At 65.1% G+C, this 17,145-nt stretch carries 15 protein-coding genes; 2 read left to right on the top strand and 13 right to left on the bottom strand.

Going from position 1 to position 17,145, the window contains the following annotated elements; all coding sequences use genetic code 11:
* Positions 1-143 precede the first annotated feature (143 nt).
* Positions 144-806, bottom strand: coding sequence for a protein-L-isoaspartate(D-aspartate) O-methyltransferase (locus tag NA2_RS00990; RefSeq protein WP_008593172.1), 663 nt, complete (start codon positions 804-806; stop codon positions 144-146).
* 317 nt (positions 807-1,123) lie between these two features.
* On the opposite strand from NA2_RS00990, the gene NA2_RS00985 reads away from it, so the two are divergent.
* Positions 1,124-2,278 (top strand): ABC transporter substrate-binding protein, encoded by a 1,155-nt coding sequence (locus tag NA2_RS00985; RefSeq protein WP_008593169.1) that lies wholly within the window; start codon positions 1,124-1,126, stop codon positions 2,276-2,278.
* Positions 2,279-2,370: 92 nt separating this feature from the next.
* On the opposite strand, the gene NA2_RS00980 is transcribed toward NA2_RS00985, so the two are convergent.
* Entirely contained in the window at positions 2,371-2,859 is a 489-nt protein-coding gene (locus tag NA2_RS00980; RefSeq protein ID WP_008593166.1) for an Lrp/AsnC family transcriptional regulator, read from the bottom strand.
* Positions 2,860-2,965: 106 nt separating this feature from the next.
* Here NA2_RS00980 and NA2_RS00975 point away from each other — a divergent pair, with 106 nt between their 5' ends.
* Complete coding sequence (locus tag NA2_RS00975; RefSeq protein WP_008593164.1) at positions 2,966-4,159, top strand: diaminopropionate ammonia-lyase; 1,194 nt, start codon at positions 2,966-2,968, stop codon at positions 4,157-4,159.
* A 93-nt stretch (positions 4,160-4,252) separates the two neighbouring features.
* Here the strand turns inward: NA2_RS00975 and NA2_RS00970 are convergent, their stop codons facing one another.
* From NA2_RS00970 to NA2_RS00920, 11 genes are all read right to left on the bottom strand, one after another.
* Complete coding sequence (locus NA2_RS00970) at positions 4,253-5,029, bottom strand: GntR family transcriptional regulator (protein WP_008593162.1); 777 nt, start codon at positions 5,027-5,029, stop codon at positions 4,253-4,255.
* Between the two features lie 215 nt (positions 5,030-5,244).
* Entirely contained in the window at positions 5,245-6,465 is a 1,221-nt protein-coding gene (locus tag NA2_RS00965) for a xanthine dehydrogenase family Fe-S subunit (protein WP_008593160.1), read from the bottom strand.
* A complete protein-coding gene (locus NA2_RS00960; protein WP_008593157.1) occupies positions 6,462-7,301 on the bottom strand; it encodes an FAD binding domain-containing protein in 840 nt (279 codons plus the stop codon). The genes NA2_RS00965 and NA2_RS00960 overlap by 4 nt, the downstream gene beginning before the upstream one ends.
* A complete protein-coding gene (locus NA2_RS00955) occupies positions 7,298-9,697 on the bottom strand; it encodes a xanthine dehydrogenase family protein molybdopterin-binding subunit (protein WP_008593153.1) in 2,400 nt (799 codons plus the stop codon). Before NA2_RS00955 ends, NA2_RS00960 begins: the two co-directional genes overlap by 4 nt.
* 174 nt (positions 9,698-9,871) lie before the next feature.
* Complete coding sequence (locus tag NA2_RS00950; RefSeq protein ID WP_008593151.1) at positions 9,872-11,260, bottom strand: NAD(P)(+) transhydrogenase (Re/Si-specific) subunit beta; 1,389 nt, start codon at positions 11,258-11,260, stop codon at positions 9,872-9,874.
* Positions 11,257-11,568 (bottom strand): NAD(P) transhydrogenase subunit alpha part 2, encoded by a 312-nt coding sequence (locus NA2_RS00945; protein ID WP_008593149.1) that lies wholly within the window; start codon positions 11,566-11,568, stop codon positions 11,257-11,259. The genes NA2_RS00950 and NA2_RS00945 overlap by 4 nt, the downstream gene beginning before the upstream one ends.
* A gap of 68 nt (positions 11,569-11,636) precedes the next feature.
* Positions 11,637-12,770 (bottom strand): NAD(P) transhydrogenase subunit alpha, encoded by a 1,134-nt coding sequence (locus tag NA2_RS00940; RefSeq protein ID WP_040676401.1) that lies wholly within the window; start codon positions 12,768-12,770, stop codon positions 11,637-11,639.
* Between the two features lie 314 nt (positions 12,771-13,084).
* Complete coding sequence (locus tag NA2_RS00935; protein WP_040676400.1) at positions 13,085-14,368, bottom strand: ArgE/DapE family deacylase; 1,284 nt, start codon at positions 14,366-14,368, stop codon at positions 13,085-13,087.
* A 63-nt stretch (positions 14,369-14,431) separates the two neighbouring features.
* Positions 14,432-15,394: an LLM class flavin-dependent oxidoreductase gene (locus NA2_RS00930; protein WP_008593145.1), complete on the bottom strand. Its 963-nt coding sequence runs from the start codon at positions 15,392-15,394 to the stop codon at positions 14,432-14,434.
* 33 nt (positions 15,395-15,427) lie between these two features.
* Positions 15,428-16,198 carry a CoA-transferase subunit beta gene (locus NA2_RS00925; protein WP_008593143.1) on the bottom strand — a complete coding sequence of 257 codons (771 nt, stop codon included), beginning with the start codon at positions 16,196-16,198 and terminating at the stop codon, positions 15,428-15,430.
* Entirely contained in the window at positions 16,191-17,111 is a 921-nt protein-coding gene (locus tag NA2_RS00920; protein ID WP_008593142.1) for a CoA transferase subunit A, read from the bottom strand. Before NA2_RS00920 ends, NA2_RS00925 begins: the two co-directional genes overlap by 8 nt.
* Between the last annotated feature and the right edge of the window lie 34 nt (positions 17,112-17,145).

Genomic DNA, 17,145 nt, shown 5'->3' with positions numbered 1-17,145 from the left:
CCATCCCGGCGCACGGCGCGTTCGCAATGATCGGGATGCCCTTGGACCCGTCTGGTGTTTCCGTGAAACGTTGAACGGTTCCATCTCGTTGTTTTCCGCATTTATGCGGACGTCAGGTGATTCCACCTGACTGCAAAAAGGGTCTAGCGCTGCCAGCCCTGCGCCCCGATGAGCGGCACGAACGAGACCTTGGCAAGCGTCTCCGTCGCGAAATCATCCGTTCCCCGGCGCATGACGCTCGTCAGCGTCTGCGGTCCCGCCCCGCTGCCGACGGGCATCACCAGACGCCCGCCAACCGCCAGTTGCGCCCGCAGCGCATCGGGGATGCGCGGTCCCGCCGCCGCAACGATGATCGCATCGAATGGCGCCTTCTCCGGCCAGCCCAGAGTGCCGTCGCCGACCCGGATGGTCACGTTCCCCATGCCGAGCGCGGAAAGGCGCCGCTCCGCGGTCTCGGCCAGCGCTTCGTGGCGCTCGACGGAGAAGACCGCGCCCGCGATCGTCGCGAGGATGGCGGTCGAGTAGCCGGAACCCGTTCCGATCTCCAGAACCCGGCTGGTTTCGGTGAGGGCCGCGGCTTCCGTCATCAGCGCCACCACATAGGGCTGCGAGATGGTCTGCCCTTCTCCGATAGGGAGTGCGCCGTCCTCATAGGCGAGTTCGGCGAGATGCTCGGGCACGAAGGCATCGCGTATCACGCTTTGCATCGCCTCGATGACACGTGGCGCGCGGATGCCGCGTTGCATGAGCAGATCCACCATGGCGCGGCGGCGCTCCTCGATCTGCTTGTCCCGCGTGGCTGTCACACCCGTCTTGCCGGTCCGTCGCTGAAAATGCTCATCCGCTCCATATTGACTCCAAAGGCGCAAACCCGTCCATCCCCCACATGACTGTTCCCGCCGGCAACCACCTCTTCCCGATGGCTGTGATCGACCGCCGACACGCAGACCATCCGCCCCGCCGCGAGTCCCGCGATTTAGCATTTGCATTATCATACTAATGTTAGTACAATATGAACACTGCTGGTTCCTGTCCCTACCTTGGCGAGGCACTCTATAACAACCAGCCCTTGTCGCCAGTGACGTCCGAGCAGTAGAGCTGACTCACTCTGGAGGAGAAAACATTGGTTAAATCCGCACGTCTTTCCGCGATTACCGCCTCGCTGCTGCTGGCGGTTTCGAGCCTCGCTTATGCCGATCCGATCAAGATCGGCGTCAATCAGCCGCTGACCGGACCCTTCGCCGCCTCGGGTACCTACATCGTCGATGGCGCAAAGCTGGCCGTCGAGGAGATCAACGCCAATGGCGGTGTGCTCGGCGAGCAGATCGAGCTCGTCATCGAGGACAACAAGAGCAACCCGACGGAAGCTGCCGCCGTGGCGGAGAAGCTCATCGTCAGCGACAAGGTTCCCGTGATGATGGGCGCATGGGGCTCCAGCCTGACGCTCGCCGCCATGCCCAAGCTGATGCAGTACCAGGTGCCGATGCTGGTCGAGACGTCGTCGTCGTCGAAGATCACCAAGCAGGGCAACCCCTATGTCTTCCGCATCTCGCCGCCGTCCTGGGTCGAGGCCGAACTGTTCAAGAAGTACCTGCCGCAGCTCGACATCAAGAAGGTCGACTTCCTCGCCATCAACAATGACTGGGGCATCGGCACCGTCAGCGACTTCTCCGAGGCGCTCGGCAAGGAAGGCATCGAGGTCGGCCTGACCGAGATGATGGATCAGGGCGCGCAGGATCTCAGCGCTCAGCTCTCCAAGATCAAGGCGTCGGATTCCGACACCATCATCGTGACGACCGCTGTCGAGCAGCTGACCCTCCTCCTCAAGCAGGCCGCGGCCCTCGGCATCACCAAGAAGATCGTCACCACCGGCGGCTCGCAGAACCCCGACCAACTGGTCGACCAGGCGGGCGCCGCTGCAAACAACACCCAGCACATGGTGTTCTTCGCTCCCTGGGTCCCGGAGAAGACCGCTCACCCCGATCAGGCCGAAGCCTTCATCGCGGCCTGGGAAAAAGCCGGCCACAACAAGGCCGGCCTGACGGAAAGCTATCGCGGCTATGACGGCATCAAGGTCATCACCGCCGCCATCGAGAAGGCCGGCAAGGCCGAGCCGGAGGCAATCAAGGACGCGCTGTGGCAGATCGAAGTCCCTGCCCTCAATGGCACGGTGACCTTCACCAAGGATGGTCCCGAAGGACGCGAAAGCGGCCAGTACATGACCAACGGCACGCTCATCAAGATCGTCGATGGCAAGATCGAACTCGCCGGTTCCTGATCCGGCGTAGGAGCCCGTCAGCGGCGCTGGTCCAGCACGCTGGCGGGATGCATCTCCCACCAACTGACCCGGCCTTCTGGCCGGGTTTTTTTTCAAGCGTCGTCGAGCGTCACCGCGAGCCCCGTCTTGATGCGGTCCATCACCACCAGCGTGCGGAACTTCTTGACGTTGTTGTTGCCGAAGAAGAGTCGCCGCGTCAGGGCCTCGTAGGCGCTCATCGAGGGCACGGTGACGATCAGCACGAAATCCGCCTCGCCGGTCACGTAGTAGCATTGCTGCACCTGCGGATCCCCTGCGAAGCTGCGCTTGGCGGCATCGAGAAGGTCGAGCCGCTCGCTCTCCACATGCACCTCCACGACGACCGTGAACGGAAGCCCGACCCGGAGCGGATCGACGACGGCGTAATTGCCGACGATGACCCCCTCCTCCTGCATGCGGCGAATGCGGCGGTGCACCGCCGCCGAGGAAAGATTGACCTTCTCGCCGATGACCCGCTGCGGCGTGCCATTGTCCTTTTGCAGGATGTCGAGGATCGCCAGGTCGAAGGAATCGAGCCGGCCACCTTCTGATGAATCACGCATGACACCGCCCAAATTTGCAAAATAATTTCATCACTACCCCCGATATAGAAGCAACAACGTCCATCAAACGCAATATATTTTCAGAAACACCATCAAGGAGGATTCCGTGCTGATCGCCAACACTCACCCTGACCACGGTCTCCCGCTGGACCAGGCCGACGCCGACACCCTGAGCATCGCCGAGGCCAGAACCGTCTCGCGCTTCCTGACCTACCGGCCGAACCACAAGCCGACGCCCCTGCATTCCCTGGCCGGGCTCGCCCGGGAAACGGAGGTCGCCGCCATCCACGTCAAGGATGAAAGCCATCGCCTCGGCCTCAACAGCTTCAAGGCGCTTGGCGGTTCCTATGCCGTCATCCGCCTGGTGCTGGAGGAAGCCGAGCGCAAGCTGGGCCTGCCGGTCGACATCGCCGAACTGCAATCGCCGGCCGTGCGCGAGATCGCGTCCCGCATGACGTTCGGCTGCGCGACCGACGGCAATCATGGCAAATCCGTCGCGGCGGGCGCCCGCCTGGTCGGCGCCAAGGCCGCCATCTTCGTTCACTCGGGCGTGTCGGACGAACGCGTCGCGGCCATCGCGGCCTTCGGCGCCGACATGATCCGGGTCGACGGCACCTATGACGATTCCGTGGTCGAAGCCGAGCGCCGCTGCGCCGAAATGGGCTGGATCGTCGTTTCCGACACGTCCTGGCCCGGATACGAGCGCATCCCGGCGCTGGTCATGCAGGGCTACACCTCGATGCTGAGCGAAGCGGCGGCAGCCCTTCCCCAGACCCCGACCCATGTGTTCATACAGGCCGGCGTCGGCGGCCTTGCGGCGGCCGTCGCGGGGCATTTCGACATCCTTTACGGCAAGGACCGCCCCCGCTTCATCGTTGTCGAGCCCGATCGCGCCGCCTGCATCTTCGAGACGGCGAAGGCCGGTCATCCCGTCAAGGTCGCGCATAACGAGCCGACCATCATGGCGATGCTCGAATGCTACGAGCCGTCGCTCGTCGCATGGCGCATCCTGTCGCGCAAGGCTGACGATTTCATGATCATCGGCGAGGATGACGCCGCCGCGACCATGCGACGCCTGGCGCGCCCGGCTGCCGGCGATCCGGCGGTCGTGGCCGGCGAAAGTGGCGGCGCCGGACTGGCGGGCTTCCTGAAGGCGGCAGAGGATCCCGAAATGCGGGCGCGCCTCGGCATCGACGCCCAGTCCCGCATCTTCCTCATCAACACGGAAGGCGCGACCGACAAGGGCCGCTACGAAGCGATCGTCGGCTCGGCACCCGAGGAACTGCTCGCGATGGCATAAGGTTGAGGCCGGGAGGCAAACCTCCCGGCCTCCCGATCATCGGAGAACAATGAGCGTGATTGGTTCGGCGTCCCGATAAGGCGCCAGATCGGTCTAGGCGGTTTCCAGCCCGCGCGACGCATTGGCGACCGGACTCTTTTTCAGAAGATCCACGCGCAAGGCAAAGCAATCCTTGTGATAATGGATGTTCGCCACATAGATGGCGACGCCTCCGTCATCGACCAGAACCAGCCTGCAATCGGCCGTCGGCTCGCCGAGGCCGATCTTCAGGAGATCGGCGGTCTCGGGATCGGCGACCCCGATGGTCAGCGTCTGGTGCGCATGAACGATCTTCAGATCCTTCATCTCGACGATGCTCGGCAGCGCCGCCGAATGGGTGAAGCGCTGCCGGTCGCGCGAGAACAGGTCCTGCGCCAGATGCAGGTTGACGACGGAGAACGGCTCGCCGTCATTGTACTGGACGCTGCGCAGGAAGGTGTACTCCGCCGCCGCCGTCCCCTCGCTTTCGTCGAGGTCCGGCAGGACGACGTTCTCCTCGATGTGGACGCGCTCGAGCACATTGTCCTTGACCAGCGAGATCATCGTTTCGAAGTCGTTCGCCAGGTTCAGCCAGCGATTGTGCTTGGGCTTGCCCGAAACGAAGGTTCCGCGCCCCTGCTGGGCGTCCACCAGTCCCTCGTCGCGCAGCAGTTCGATCGCCTGGCGGATGGTCACCCGGGCCACGCCGAATTCGGCCTCGAGCTCTTCCAGCGTCGAGATCTTGTCGCCTTCCACCCAATGGCCGGTCTCGATCCGCTGCCGCATCACCGAGGCGACCTGGATGTAGAGAGGGATCCTGCTGCGATCGTAAAGGGACGAAAGTTTTTTCATGGTCCATATGTACGGTAAATAGAATGAAAGTACCAGTGCCGGCTTCGGCACCTTAGCGGATTGCATTGAATTGATAATGAATTCCGCCCGGGCGCAACCGGTGATGGTCATTCCGCAGGGTTATGCAGTATTTGTGCACCGCTAATCACGGTCGACAGGGCGAACAGCGCCGCCAGACCGGCGGCGCATAGGCATCGAAACCTTGCCAGCCCGCTCTATTTCCGCCGGAAGAGCCGCGCGAAAAGCTGTTTGAACTGGCCGATGATGACCGAAGACATCAGCGACCCGGCATTGAACTCGGCGGCCACCGGAGCGGAATCGGCACTGCCGCCATCCGCCTGGTGCGTGAGCCTGGCCTCCAGGTTCTGGACGAACACGCCGATCAGACGGTTGGCGACATCCTGCACGAGGCCCGAACGGCTGAACTGGGCCAGCACCCCCGACAGGGTGAAGCCGATGGAAAGATCGACGCGCGTTTGCCCCGGCGCATCGGCTTCCTTCACCGCATAACGGATCTGCCCCCGCGTCGCCGAATTGCTGCGCTTGTCCTTGCCCGTCCCGTCAATGGTGCCGGTGCGGGTCGCCTCGTCCCGGGTGATGTCGGCAGCGCCGTGGAATTCGGCGGAGATTGGTCCGACCTTGACCTTGATCTGGCCTTCCACATGGCCGTCCTCGGGCGCCCCGTTCAGCGACGCTCCGGGCAGGCAGGCGGCGACTTCGTCGACCCTGCCGAAGAAGTCCCACACCACATCGGCGGGATGCGCCACGGTGAAGCTTTGCTCGAACGTGGTCTGCGGCTTCCAGTTGTCATCCTTGCGCGCGGCCGCGCGCGGCTGCTGGCTCGCAGCCTTCGCCACGGGGGCGGCAGACGGTTTGGCCGAACCGGCGGCGGCGCGCGCCGCCGAAGCATTGCCCGACCCGGCCGGGCCGAGCCGCGAGCGTCCGCCATCGGGAATCGCCGCGATGCCGCGCGCGCGCCGGTCGGCGATGACGCCCTGGATCGCCCGGACAATGCCCACATAACCTGTGCAGCGGCACAGATTGCCGCTCATGATGACGCGGATGTCGTGCTCGCTCGGCGCATCCATCCGCAGCACCACGTCGCGCGCGGAAACCAGCATGCCCGGCGTGCAGTAGCCGCATTGCAGCCCGTGCTCCTTCGAGAAGGCGGCGCGGAGTTCCCTGGCGATCTCGTCTTCGTCGAGCCCCTCGACCGTCGTCACCTCGGCCCCTTCGCAGGCCGCCGCGAAGGTGATGCAGGAGCGGGTCGGAACGCCGTCGACCAGGATCGTGCAGGCGCCGCAGACGCCGTGCTCGCAACCGATATGCGTGCCGGTGAGGTCGTTCGTTTCACGCAGGAAATCCGCCAGATGGGTGCGTGGCTCGCAGGCCGCATCGACCGGTTTCCCGTTGATTGTGAGATGGATCATGCTCATGCCGAACCTGCCTGCTGAATGGCGCGCCGCAATGCGACGACGTGAATCTGGCGATCGATCGGATCGCTCATGCCGCCGGCCTCGACCAGTTCTCCCGCCAGCCGGCTGTCGAAATCGCCGTTCGATCCCCTGGCCGCCCCCTCGCCCAGAAGCCGTCGCGCGTCGGGGACGATGATCGGCCGGCTTTCCGTCGCGCCGAAGACGGCGCGGCTGACGCCCCGCTCCGGATCGACCAGGAAGGCGCCGATGGCGTGGGCGAACTCGCCGGTCTTGCGGCAACTCTTGTAATAGCCCCAGCGGGCGGAAGCGCCGAGCTTGGGAACCGTCACGGAGACCAGCATTTCGCCCGGCTGGAGATCCGCTTCCAGCGCGCCCAGCATGTAGTCCTCGACGGCGACGCTGCGGCTCCCCCCCGGGCCTCGCAGCGTCACCGTCGCGCCCAGCGCCGACAGGATCGATATCCAGTCGGCCGAGGGATCCGCATGGGTGATGCTTCCGCCGATCGTGCCGCGGTTGCGCACCGCCCGGTAGGCGATGCCGCCCGCCACCGCCGGCAATGCGCCGCGCGTCACGTCCGGAACGCGCCGGTCCTCGATGTCGGCATGGGTGATGCAGCCGCCGATGATGATGGCGTCGGCGGTTTCCTCCACCTGCCGCAGTTCCTCGATGCCGGTGATATCCACCACCAGGTCGGGCTGCACCAGCCGCATGTTGAGCATCGGCCCCAGCGACTGGCCGCCGGCCATGATCTTCACGGTGCGGCTGTCGTCGGCGATCAGCGGCAGCACATCCGCCACGTCCTTCGGCCGCGCATAGTCGAAATTGACGGGTTTCAAACCAGTTCTCCCTGCGCGCCGGCGTTCACGGATGCGGCCCCATTGCTTGCCTTGCCGATCGCCTCGAGCACGCGGCGCGGCGTCATCGGCGTCTGCGTCAGCTCGACGCCCAGCCCCTTCAGCGCGTCGTTGACGGCGTTGCCGATCGCCGCCGGCGGCGCGATGGCCCCGCCCTCGCCGATGCCCTTGACGCCGAACTCGGTGTAGGGCGCCAGCGTCTCCATGTGATCGAGCCTTGGCGCCGGCACCTCGGTCGGTCCCGGCAGGAGATAGTCGGCGAAGGTCGATGCCAGCGGCTGGCCGGAGGCGTCGAAGTTCATCTCCTCGTAGAGCGCCGTGCCGATGCCCTGCGCCAGGCCGCCATAGATCTGCCCGTCGACCACCATCGGGTTGATCAGCTTTCCGCCGTCCTCGACGATGATGTAGTCGAGGATCTCGATGTCGCCCATCTCCGGATCGACGGCGACGACCGCCACATGCGCCGCGTAGCTGAACGTGCCGCTGTCGCGCACCGGCTTGTGGCCGATGGTCGCCTCCAGCCCGCGCGGATCGACGCCCTCCGGCAGGTTCTGCGGCAGCCGGTACCAGGTGTGGGCGATCTCGGCGAGGGACACGCTGCCGGAAGGCCCGACCACCCGGCCATCGACCAGGTCCACCTGGTCGGGCTTGGCCTGCAGGAGGTGGGCGCCAATCCCCTTGGCGAGCTTGGCGATCTCGCGCGAGGCGGTCGCCACCGCGCCGCCGGCCATGACCGCGCAGCGCGACCCCCAGCTTCCCGTCGAATAGGGCGTGTACTCCGTGTCGCCGTGGACCAGCTTGATCCTGGCGACATCGATGCCGAGGATTTCATGGGCGATCTGCGGCAGCGTCGTTTCCATGCTCTGGCCGTGCGAATGGACGCCGACGCGCAGCTCGAGGCCGCCATCGGGCGTCATGCGCGCCGTCGCCTGTTCGTGGCCGGGCACCATGGGAATGCCCCAGCCCGCGTAGACGGAGGTGCCGTGTGCACCCTGTTCGCAATAGATGGCATGACCGACGCCGATCAGCCGCCCGTCCGGTTCGCCCGCCTCCTGCCGGGCGCGGATTGCCGGCAGGTCGACCGCCGCCATGGCACGCCGCAGCGCTTCGGGATAGTCGCCGCTGTCGAAATGCTTCTTGGTGATATTGTCGAACGGCATCTGCTCGGGCCGCACCAGGTTCTTCAGCCGCACCTCGTGCGGTTCCAGCCCGGCCTCACGGGCGATGGCGTCCATCACAAGCTCCATCGCGTAGCAGACCCCGGTGCGCGCCACGCCGCGATAGGGCAGGATCGGGCACTTGTTGGTCGCCACCGACCAGGTGCGGCAGCGATAGGACGGGAAATCGTAAGGACCGGGCAGGATGCTCGCCACCTGCGCCGCCTCCAGGCAGGCGGAGAACGGGTAGGACGAATAGGCCCCCGAATCCACCGTCGCCTCACAATCGATGCCGAGCAGCCTGCCGTCGCGATCCGCATAGCCGGTGATGATGTAGTGATGCTCGCGGCAGTTGGCGCCCGCCGTCAGATGCTCGCGGCGGTCCTCGATCCAGCGCACCGGATGGCCGCAGCGCATGGCGTACCAGCTGAGGCAGATGTCTTCCGGCAGGAGAATGCCCTTGTAGCCAAACCCGCCGCCGACATCGGGTGAGACGATGCGGATCTGGTGCTGGCCGAGGCCAAGGCATTCGGCAAGCCCCGTCCGCACGATGTGCGGCATCTGGCTGCCCGTGTAGAGCACGAGTTGCTCCATCCGGTTGTCCCAGACGGCGACCGTGCCGCGTCCTTCCATCGGCGCCATGCTCTGGCGCGCGGTGGAGATCTCGCGCGTCACCTTGATCGGCGCATCGAGCGCCGCCTCGAAATTCACATCGACAAAGGTCTCGAGGAAGACGTTGTCGCCCCACTCCTCATGCAGCAGCGCCGAACCCGGCTTGCGGGCGGCAAGCATGTCGTGCACCGCCGGCAGCTCCTCCAGATCGAGTTCCACCGCCTCGACCATGTCCTCGGCCTCGGCGCGGGTGTCGGCGACGCACATGGCGAGCAGCTCGCCCACCTGCCGCACCTTCTCGAAAGCCAGAACCGGCTGGTCGGAGGGTTTGAAACCGGCAAGCCCCGAGACGGCGCGGATCGGCTTCACGTCCTTCAGGTCCTCGGCGATGACCACGCGGTCGCGCAGCGCTTCAGGCACCCGCACGCCGTTGACGCGCGCATGGGCAAGCGGCGACCGCGCGAAAGCCACATCCTTCATGCCGGGCAGCCGGATATCCGCGACGAACTGCCCACGCCCGCGCAGGAGCCTGTCATCCTCCTTACGCAGAAGCGAAGCCCCGACCCCCTGCCCGTCGGCTTTCCGGTCGGTGACGCCCTGTGCAGCCATGTTCAACTCCTCGTGGCTCTGAGAGATCCGGCGATGCGACCTCCCCGATCGGCATCACCCATAATTCATATCAGACTATATCTAGGATGATAGCAAGACATTGACCCGACGGTCGCTGCTGCAATCTCCCCGACGCGGTTCCGGTGCGGAAATGCGCTTCCGCACCGGCTTGCGTCATGCCTGCTTCACTTCGACGCAAAGCTGCGTGATCGACTGCTTGGCGTCACCGAACAGCATGTTCGTCTTCGGCGAGACGAACAGCTCGTTCTCGACGCCGGAGAAGCCCTTGCCGCGGCCGCGCTTCAGGACGATCACGCTCTTCGCGTCCTGCACGTTGAGGATCGGCATGCCGTAGATCGGCGAGCTGCGGTTGGTGCGCGCGGCCGGATTGACCACGTCGTTCGCGCCGATCACCAGCGCCACGTCCGCATCGGAGAAGCGCTCGTTGATGTCCTCCATGTCGAACAGCTTGTCATAGGACACGCCCGCCTCCGCCAGAAGCACGTTCATGTGGCCGGGCATGCGGCCGGCGACCGGGTGGATCGCGAAACGCACGTCGACGTCGCGCTTCTCCAGGAGGTCGGCAAGCTCGCGCACCTGATGCTGCGCCTGGGCGACGGCCAGACCATATCCGGGGACGATGATGACACGCCGCGCATAGGCCAGCCTCAGTGCCGCGTCGTCGGCATCGATCCCGACCATCTCGCCGGAAGCCCCACTCGTTGCCGCTTCCGGACCGGCCGCTTCGGCTCCGAAGGCGCCGAACAGGACGTTGGCGAAGGAGCGGTTCATCGCCTTGCTCATGGCCATCGACAGGATGAAGCCGCTGGCTCCGTCGAGCGCGCCGACGACGATCAGGATGTTGTTGTCGAGCGCGAAGCCCGTCGCAACGGCCGCCAGGCCGGCATAGGAGTTGAGCAGGGAGACGACCACCGGCATGTCGGCGCCGCCGATCGGCAGCACCATCAGGACGCCGACCGCCAGGCCGATCGCCAGAATGGCGATGAAGAAGGCCGTGTCATAGGGCGAGACGACCAGCCAGACGAGGCAAACGACGCCGATCGCGAACAGCGACAGGTTGAACACGTTCTGCCCGCGAAAGGTGATCGGCGCTCCGGGCAAAAGCTCCTGCAGCTTGCCGAAGGCCATCAGGCTTCCGGTCACCGTCAGCGCGCCGAAAAAGACCTCGAAACCGAGCGCAACCGTCTTGCCGTGGGTCAGCGTCCCTTCGTGGAACCCGTGCAGATACTCGCCGACGCCGACCAGCGTCGCTGCGAGCGCGCCGAAGGCGTGGCTGAAGGCGATGCGCTGCGGCATGGCCGTCATCGGCACCCACATGCCGAGCGGATAGCCGATCACGCCGCCGGCGACCAGGCCGACGATCAGCCATTCATAGCTGACGATGCGCTGATCGACGAGCGTCGCGCAGACCGCGACGAGCATGCCGAAGGCGGCCATCTGCATGCCGCGCCGCGCCGTCGTCGGCTGGCCGAGCGCGCGCAGCGCCAGGACGAACAGCGCCGCCGAGGAGAGATAAGCGAGTTGGATGCCGGTGGCGATCATGAGCTGGGTTGCTCCTTGGCTTCGAGCGGCGCCGGCTTGAACATGGCCAGCATGCGGTCGGTGATGAGGAAGCCGCCGACCACATTGGCCGTGGCGCAGCCGACGGCGATCGTGCCGAGCACGGTGCTCAGTACGCTCTGGTCGGCGCCGGCCAGCACCAGCGAGGCCACCAGCGAGATGCCGGAGATGGCGTTGGTTGCCGCCATCAGCGGCGTGTGCAGCAGCGGCGGAATGCGGCTGATGGTCTGAAAGCCGACAAAGCCGGCCAGCAGGAAGACGAACAGTTGGATGATTGCGGTGGACGTCATGGACGATCTCCAGGATTGCGCTGGCAGGCCAGGCGGCCGGCAGGAGGCCGGCCGCAGGCGCCGCCGCGTCAGTTGGGCTTCGCGCCGCCGAAGGCCGGATGGACGATGGCCCCGTCACGCGTGAGGTTGGTGCTCTTGACCAGCTCGTCGTCCCAGTCGATGGCAAGCGCCGGCTTGTCGCGGTCGATCAGCGTGGAAACGAAGCTGTAGAGGTTTCGGGCATAGAGGCTGGACGCCGTCGTTCCGATCTTGTCGATGCTGGAATTGCCGATGATCTTGATGCGCCGGCCGGCATCCACCACCTCGCCCGGCCTCGATCCCTCGACATTGCCGCCGCGCTCGACGGCGAGATCGACGAGAACCGAGCCGGCGCGCATCGTGTCGATCATCGCCCTGGTCACAAGGCGCGGCGCGGCGCGGCCGGGAATCAGCGCGGTGGTGATGACGATGTCCTGCTTCGCGATGTGCGCGGCGACCAGCTCGGCCTGCTTGGCCTGGTACGCCGCGGACATCTCCTTGGCGTAGCCGCCGGAAGCCTCGGCCGCCTTGAACTCCTCGTCCTCGACGGCGATGAACTTGGCGCCAAGCGACGCCACCTGTTCCTTCGTCGCCGGCCGCACGTCGGTGGCCGAGACGGAGGCGCCAAGACGGCGTGCCGTGGCGATCGCCTGCAGGCCCGCAACGCCAGCGCCCATGACAAAGATCTGAGCCGCCGGAATGGTGCCGGCGGCGGTCATCATCATCGGCAGCAGGCGCGGAAATTCCGCGGCGGCGTCGATCACCGCGCGGTATCCGGCAAGGCTTGCCTGGCTCGACAGGACGTCCATCGACTGCGCCCGGGTGATGCGCGGCATCAGCTCCATGGCGAAGGCGCTGACCCCTGCCCCGGCCATCACCTCGAGGGCGCCGTTGGCCTGGTGCGGATCCATCGTCGCGAAGAGCGCAGCGCCCGGCTTGCAGGCGCGAATGACCGTGTCTCCGGGGCGGCCGACCGCCAGGATGATGTCGGCGTCGCGAACCGCCGCCGCGGCGTCCGGCACGACACGCGCCCCCGCCGTTTCGAAATCGCTGTCGGAAATGCCGGCGGCCGCGCCCGCGCCGCCCTGCACCACCACCTTGCCCCCGAGCGCCTCGTATTTCCGGACCGTCTCCGGGGTGATCGCAACCCGTGTATCGCCGTCGGTCAAAACCGCAATATGCATGACCATGTTTCTCCTTGATGGACCCGGGGGCGAAGCCGGTAGCCGGCGCATCGCCCCCGGATGCAGCCTCAATCTGACTTAAACCTATCTTTCAGTCAACCTATTTATAGTAAGATAGAATCAATAAGCACAATCTGGCGATCCCCGCTGCAACGGAAAAAGGCGCCGCCGGGGGCGACGCCTCGGAGCGCCTTGGAGTCAGATGGAATCAGCTGACACCCGTATAAACGCGCAAAAACAATGAGATAGACCCATTCAGCGTTTCAGTGAAACGCTGAACGGGTCCAGGCTTTGCAGCCTGCGAGAAAGCGCGGTCAGGACGCTTTCTGCGCCTCGCTGTTGCACCAGTCGTAGATCGACAGCGCCATCACCTTGATCGAGGTGATGTAATCGTCGATCGACACATACTCGTCGTTCGAGTGCATCACCGCGGTCGAGCCGGGACCGAAGATGACGGTCGGCGTCTCGCCATAGCTGTTGAGGAAGCGCGTATCCGCCGCGCCCTGCCGGCCGCTGATGGTCGGCTCCTTGCCGGTGATTTCCGTGTAGGTGCGCGACACGGTCTCGACGATGGAATGATCGCGCGGGATCTCGGAGGCTTCCGCGTCATAGCCGACGAAGCGGACGACCGGCGGATGGTCCTTCATCCACGGATCCTCGGCGGCCACCGCGGCGATCTTGTCGACCAGGCTCTGCTTGACGCCCTCATGGTCCTCGCTCGGCACGGTGCCGATCGATCCCTTGAGCAGCGCCGTCGCCGGGAAGGCGCTCGGATAGTTGCCCGCCTGGAAGCTGCCGATCAGGCACGGCAGCGAATCGATGGCGCTCGGATAGAGCGGATGCGTGACGGTCGCGACGCGCTCGTCCTCCAGTTCCTGCACGGCCTTGCAGATCTTGTAGCCCAGCTCGATGCCGCTGATGCCCATGTAGCGCTGCTGGACGCCGGCCGGCTTGCCCTGGACCTCGATCTCGAACCAGATGCGGCCGATGCAGGCGGGCTGCACGTGCAGGTCGCTGGTCTCGCCGGAAATGCCGGCATCCGCCTTGTAGCCGCGGATCACCGTGTCGAGCGTGCCGTGGCCGCTGACCTCCTCGTCGATGACGATGTTGATCATCACATCGCCCTTCGGCGTCAGGCCGAGCTCCTTCAGATACTGCACGGCCAGCACGTGGCTCGCCACGCCACTCTTCATGTCGCAGGAGCCGCGGCCGTAGATGCGGCCGTCCTTGATCGACGCCGACCACGGATTGTCGCTCCAGCCCTCGCCGTCGCCGACCGGAATCACATCCGTATGGCCGTTGAGCAGCAGCGACTTGCCGCCGCCCGTGCCCTTCAGCGTGGCGACGATGTTCGGGCGGCCTTCATAGCCGCGCGCCACCGGCCGGTAGCCGGGGTGCTTCTTCAATTCTTCCCAGTCGGTCTCCCACATGTCCACGTCGAGGCCGATCCCGGCCAGGTAGTCGTGCATGAACTTCTGGATGGCGGCTTCGTCGCCGGTCACGCTGGGAATGGTGACCATGTCCTGCAGCAGCTTGACGGCGTGGTCGCGCGAAGCCTCGATCTTGTCGATGATTTTCTGGCGGTTCGGGTCGGTCATGAAATTCTTCCGCATTCGAATGGACGGGTTCCGCCGCCCGTTGCCGGACGGCGGAAATGCTGGTCAGCGTGCCTTGTCGGCCTTCAGGCGGGGGATGATCTCCTTGGCGATCGTCTCGACCTGCTCGCGCTGGTACTTGTAGGGCACGAAGATGATCTTCTGGACGCCGGCGTCGATATGGGCGCGCAGCTGCTCGACGCACTCGTCGACCGAGCCCATGATCGCGCTTTCGCGCGTGCAGTCGCTGTGCTCCGGGAAGTCCCATTCCTTGTTGAGCCAATCCATCATGTCGGCCTCGACCGCCTGCTTCGACTTGCCGATCATGATCGGCAGCTGCGAGGCGTTCTTCAGCGTGTTGGGATCCTTGCCCGCCTCCGTCGCGAAGTTGCGGATCTTGTCCCAGGACTTCTTGAAGTCCTCGGCGCGGTAGAAATAGGTGAGCCAGCCATCGCCGACTGTCGCCGCCCGCTGCAGAACCTTGTCGACATAGCCGCCGATCAGGATCGGGATCTCCTTCTGGTGCGGCTTCGGATACATGACCGCCTTGGAGATGTTGTGGTTCATGTATTCGCCGCTGACCTGCTCTTCCGTCCACAGGCGGCGCATGATCTCCAGGTTCTCGTCCATCAGCTTGCCGCGCTTGTTGAACGGGATACCGACCGCGTCGAACTCGCGCTTGTACCAGCCGGACGCCATGCCCATGACGAGACGGCCCTCGGAAAGCTGGTCCATGCTCGACAGCTGCTTGGCGAGCGCCACCGGATTGCGCAGCGGCAGGACGAGGATGCCCGTGCCCATCTTGATCTTCTTGGTGCGGGCGGCGATGCCGGTCAGCACCGTCAGCGAATCGATGATCGGGAAGTTCGGCTCAACGCCGAGCAGCATGTGATCCCACACCCACACGGAATCATAGCCGAGTTCCTCGACCCACACGCCGTAATCGACGAGTTCGCGCGCGTCCGGCATTTCGGGAAAGGCTTTGAAATTGCGCGCGGCGACGCCGAACGTGTTGGACAGTTCAGTCATTCATTTTCCTCCAGAAAAGTCAGGCCCGAAGTCTCAGGCGATGAACAGGCGTTCGGAATCGAGTTCCCGAAGAACGCTCAGTTCGGTTTCGGTTGGTGGTTCGGTGATGGCGATCTCGTCATCGAAATCGAGCGTGAAGCCGGTATTGTCCTGGACTTCCTCGCGCGTGACGCCGGGGTTCAGCGCCAGGACCTTCATGCGCCGCGTGGTCTCGTCGAAGCCGAAGACGGCGAGCTCGGTGATGACGCGGAACATGCCGCCGGCCGGCAGGCCGCTCTCGCGGCGGCTGGTCCCGCCACGGATGAAGCCGGGGCTGGTGATGAAGTCGACATTCTCGACGAAACGCCGCTTCTCGTGCTTCATGGCGACGATCATGTTGGTCAGGCTCGAGATGTCGTTGCCGCCACCCGTACCCGGCAGGCGCGTCTTCGGCGCGGCCGGATCGCCGATGAAGGACGAGTTCAGATTGCCGTACTGGTCGATCTGCGCGCCGCCCATGAAGCCGAGATCGACATAGCCGCGCTGAAGCAGAAGCAGCACGTCAGAGCTGCCGAGCACCATGTTGGCGCGGCGCGTGCAGCGCTGGTCGTTGGTCGACGGCGGCAGCTTGCCCGGCTCGACGAAGGCGCCGACGACGCCGCCCTCGAACAGGATCGTCAGCCGGGGACAGTTGAGCCGCTGGGCCAGCGTCGCCGCCAGCAGCGGCGTGCCGACGCCGGCGAACACCACCATCCCGTCGCGCAATTGCCGCGCGCTGAGGATCGGCAGGATTTCGGCTGCGGTGTAGTTTCGCGCTTCAGTCATTGTAGATGCTCCGGCCCCGCTGGCTTGCCTCGAGAAGTTCCTCCATGCCGATCAGGGCGAGGTAGTCGTTCCACGACTTCGGTCCGTGGAAATACTTGTCGAGATAGGCCTGCATTCCCTCGATCGGGTCCGCATTGACCTGTTTCACATAGGCTTCCATGTGCTTCATCATCGGCTCGTAGAGGCCGAAGCACTCATGCGGCGCCGAGCCGTAGGGCACCTCGACCACCGCATCGACGCAGAAGAAAGGAATCTTCGTCTGGTCGGGCGCGCGGCGGATCTGGTCGTTGGACACGATCCGCTCCGTCGTCAGGATCACCCGGTCGGCGGCCAGCGCCAGGTCGATGTCCATGAACTGCAGGCCGTCGATCTGCGCATTGCCATAGGCGTCGCAGCGCTGGACATGGATCAGCGCCACGTCCGGATTGAGCGCCGGCACGAGCAGGACACGCTCGCCGGTGAACGGGCAGTCGATCTCCTTCGCCTCCGGCCGCTGGCCGAGCACGTCCGAGCCGAGCATCGCCCGCATGGGCAGGAAGGGAACGCCCATGCCGCCGGCGCGGAAGCGCATGCCGACGCCCATATGGCTCCATTCCTCGTAGTTCTTGCCCTCTTTCTCCACATGATGGCGCATCACCTTGGAAAGGCCCCACAGGATTCCCTGCGCGAACCAGCTCGTGATGATGTGGTCCGACACGCCAGAACCGAACAGCAGGTCGCCGTCGGTCGAGACGATCGCCCGCGAGCAGGACAGGTTCTTGCGGTTCTGCCGGATCAGCTGCCAGATCATCGCCATCGGCGTGCGCGACATGGTCGAGCCGCCGATACCGACCTTCATCCCGTCCTGGACGAACGAACCGGCCTCCTCCAGGGACATGACCTTCTCGCGCAGGCTCCTGTCGCGGCCCGCCATTTTCTCCCTGAGCCTGTCATAGGGCTCTACCTGG

The organism is Nitratireductor pacificus pht-3B, assembly GCF_000300335.1.
Taxonomy (GTDB): Bacteria; Pseudomonadota; Alphaproteobacteria; order Rhizobiales; family Rhizobiaceae; genus Nitratireductor; species Nitratireductor pacificus.
Note: the sequence above shows the minus strand (reverse complement) of the source record. Positions and strands in the feature narration are given on the sequence as shown.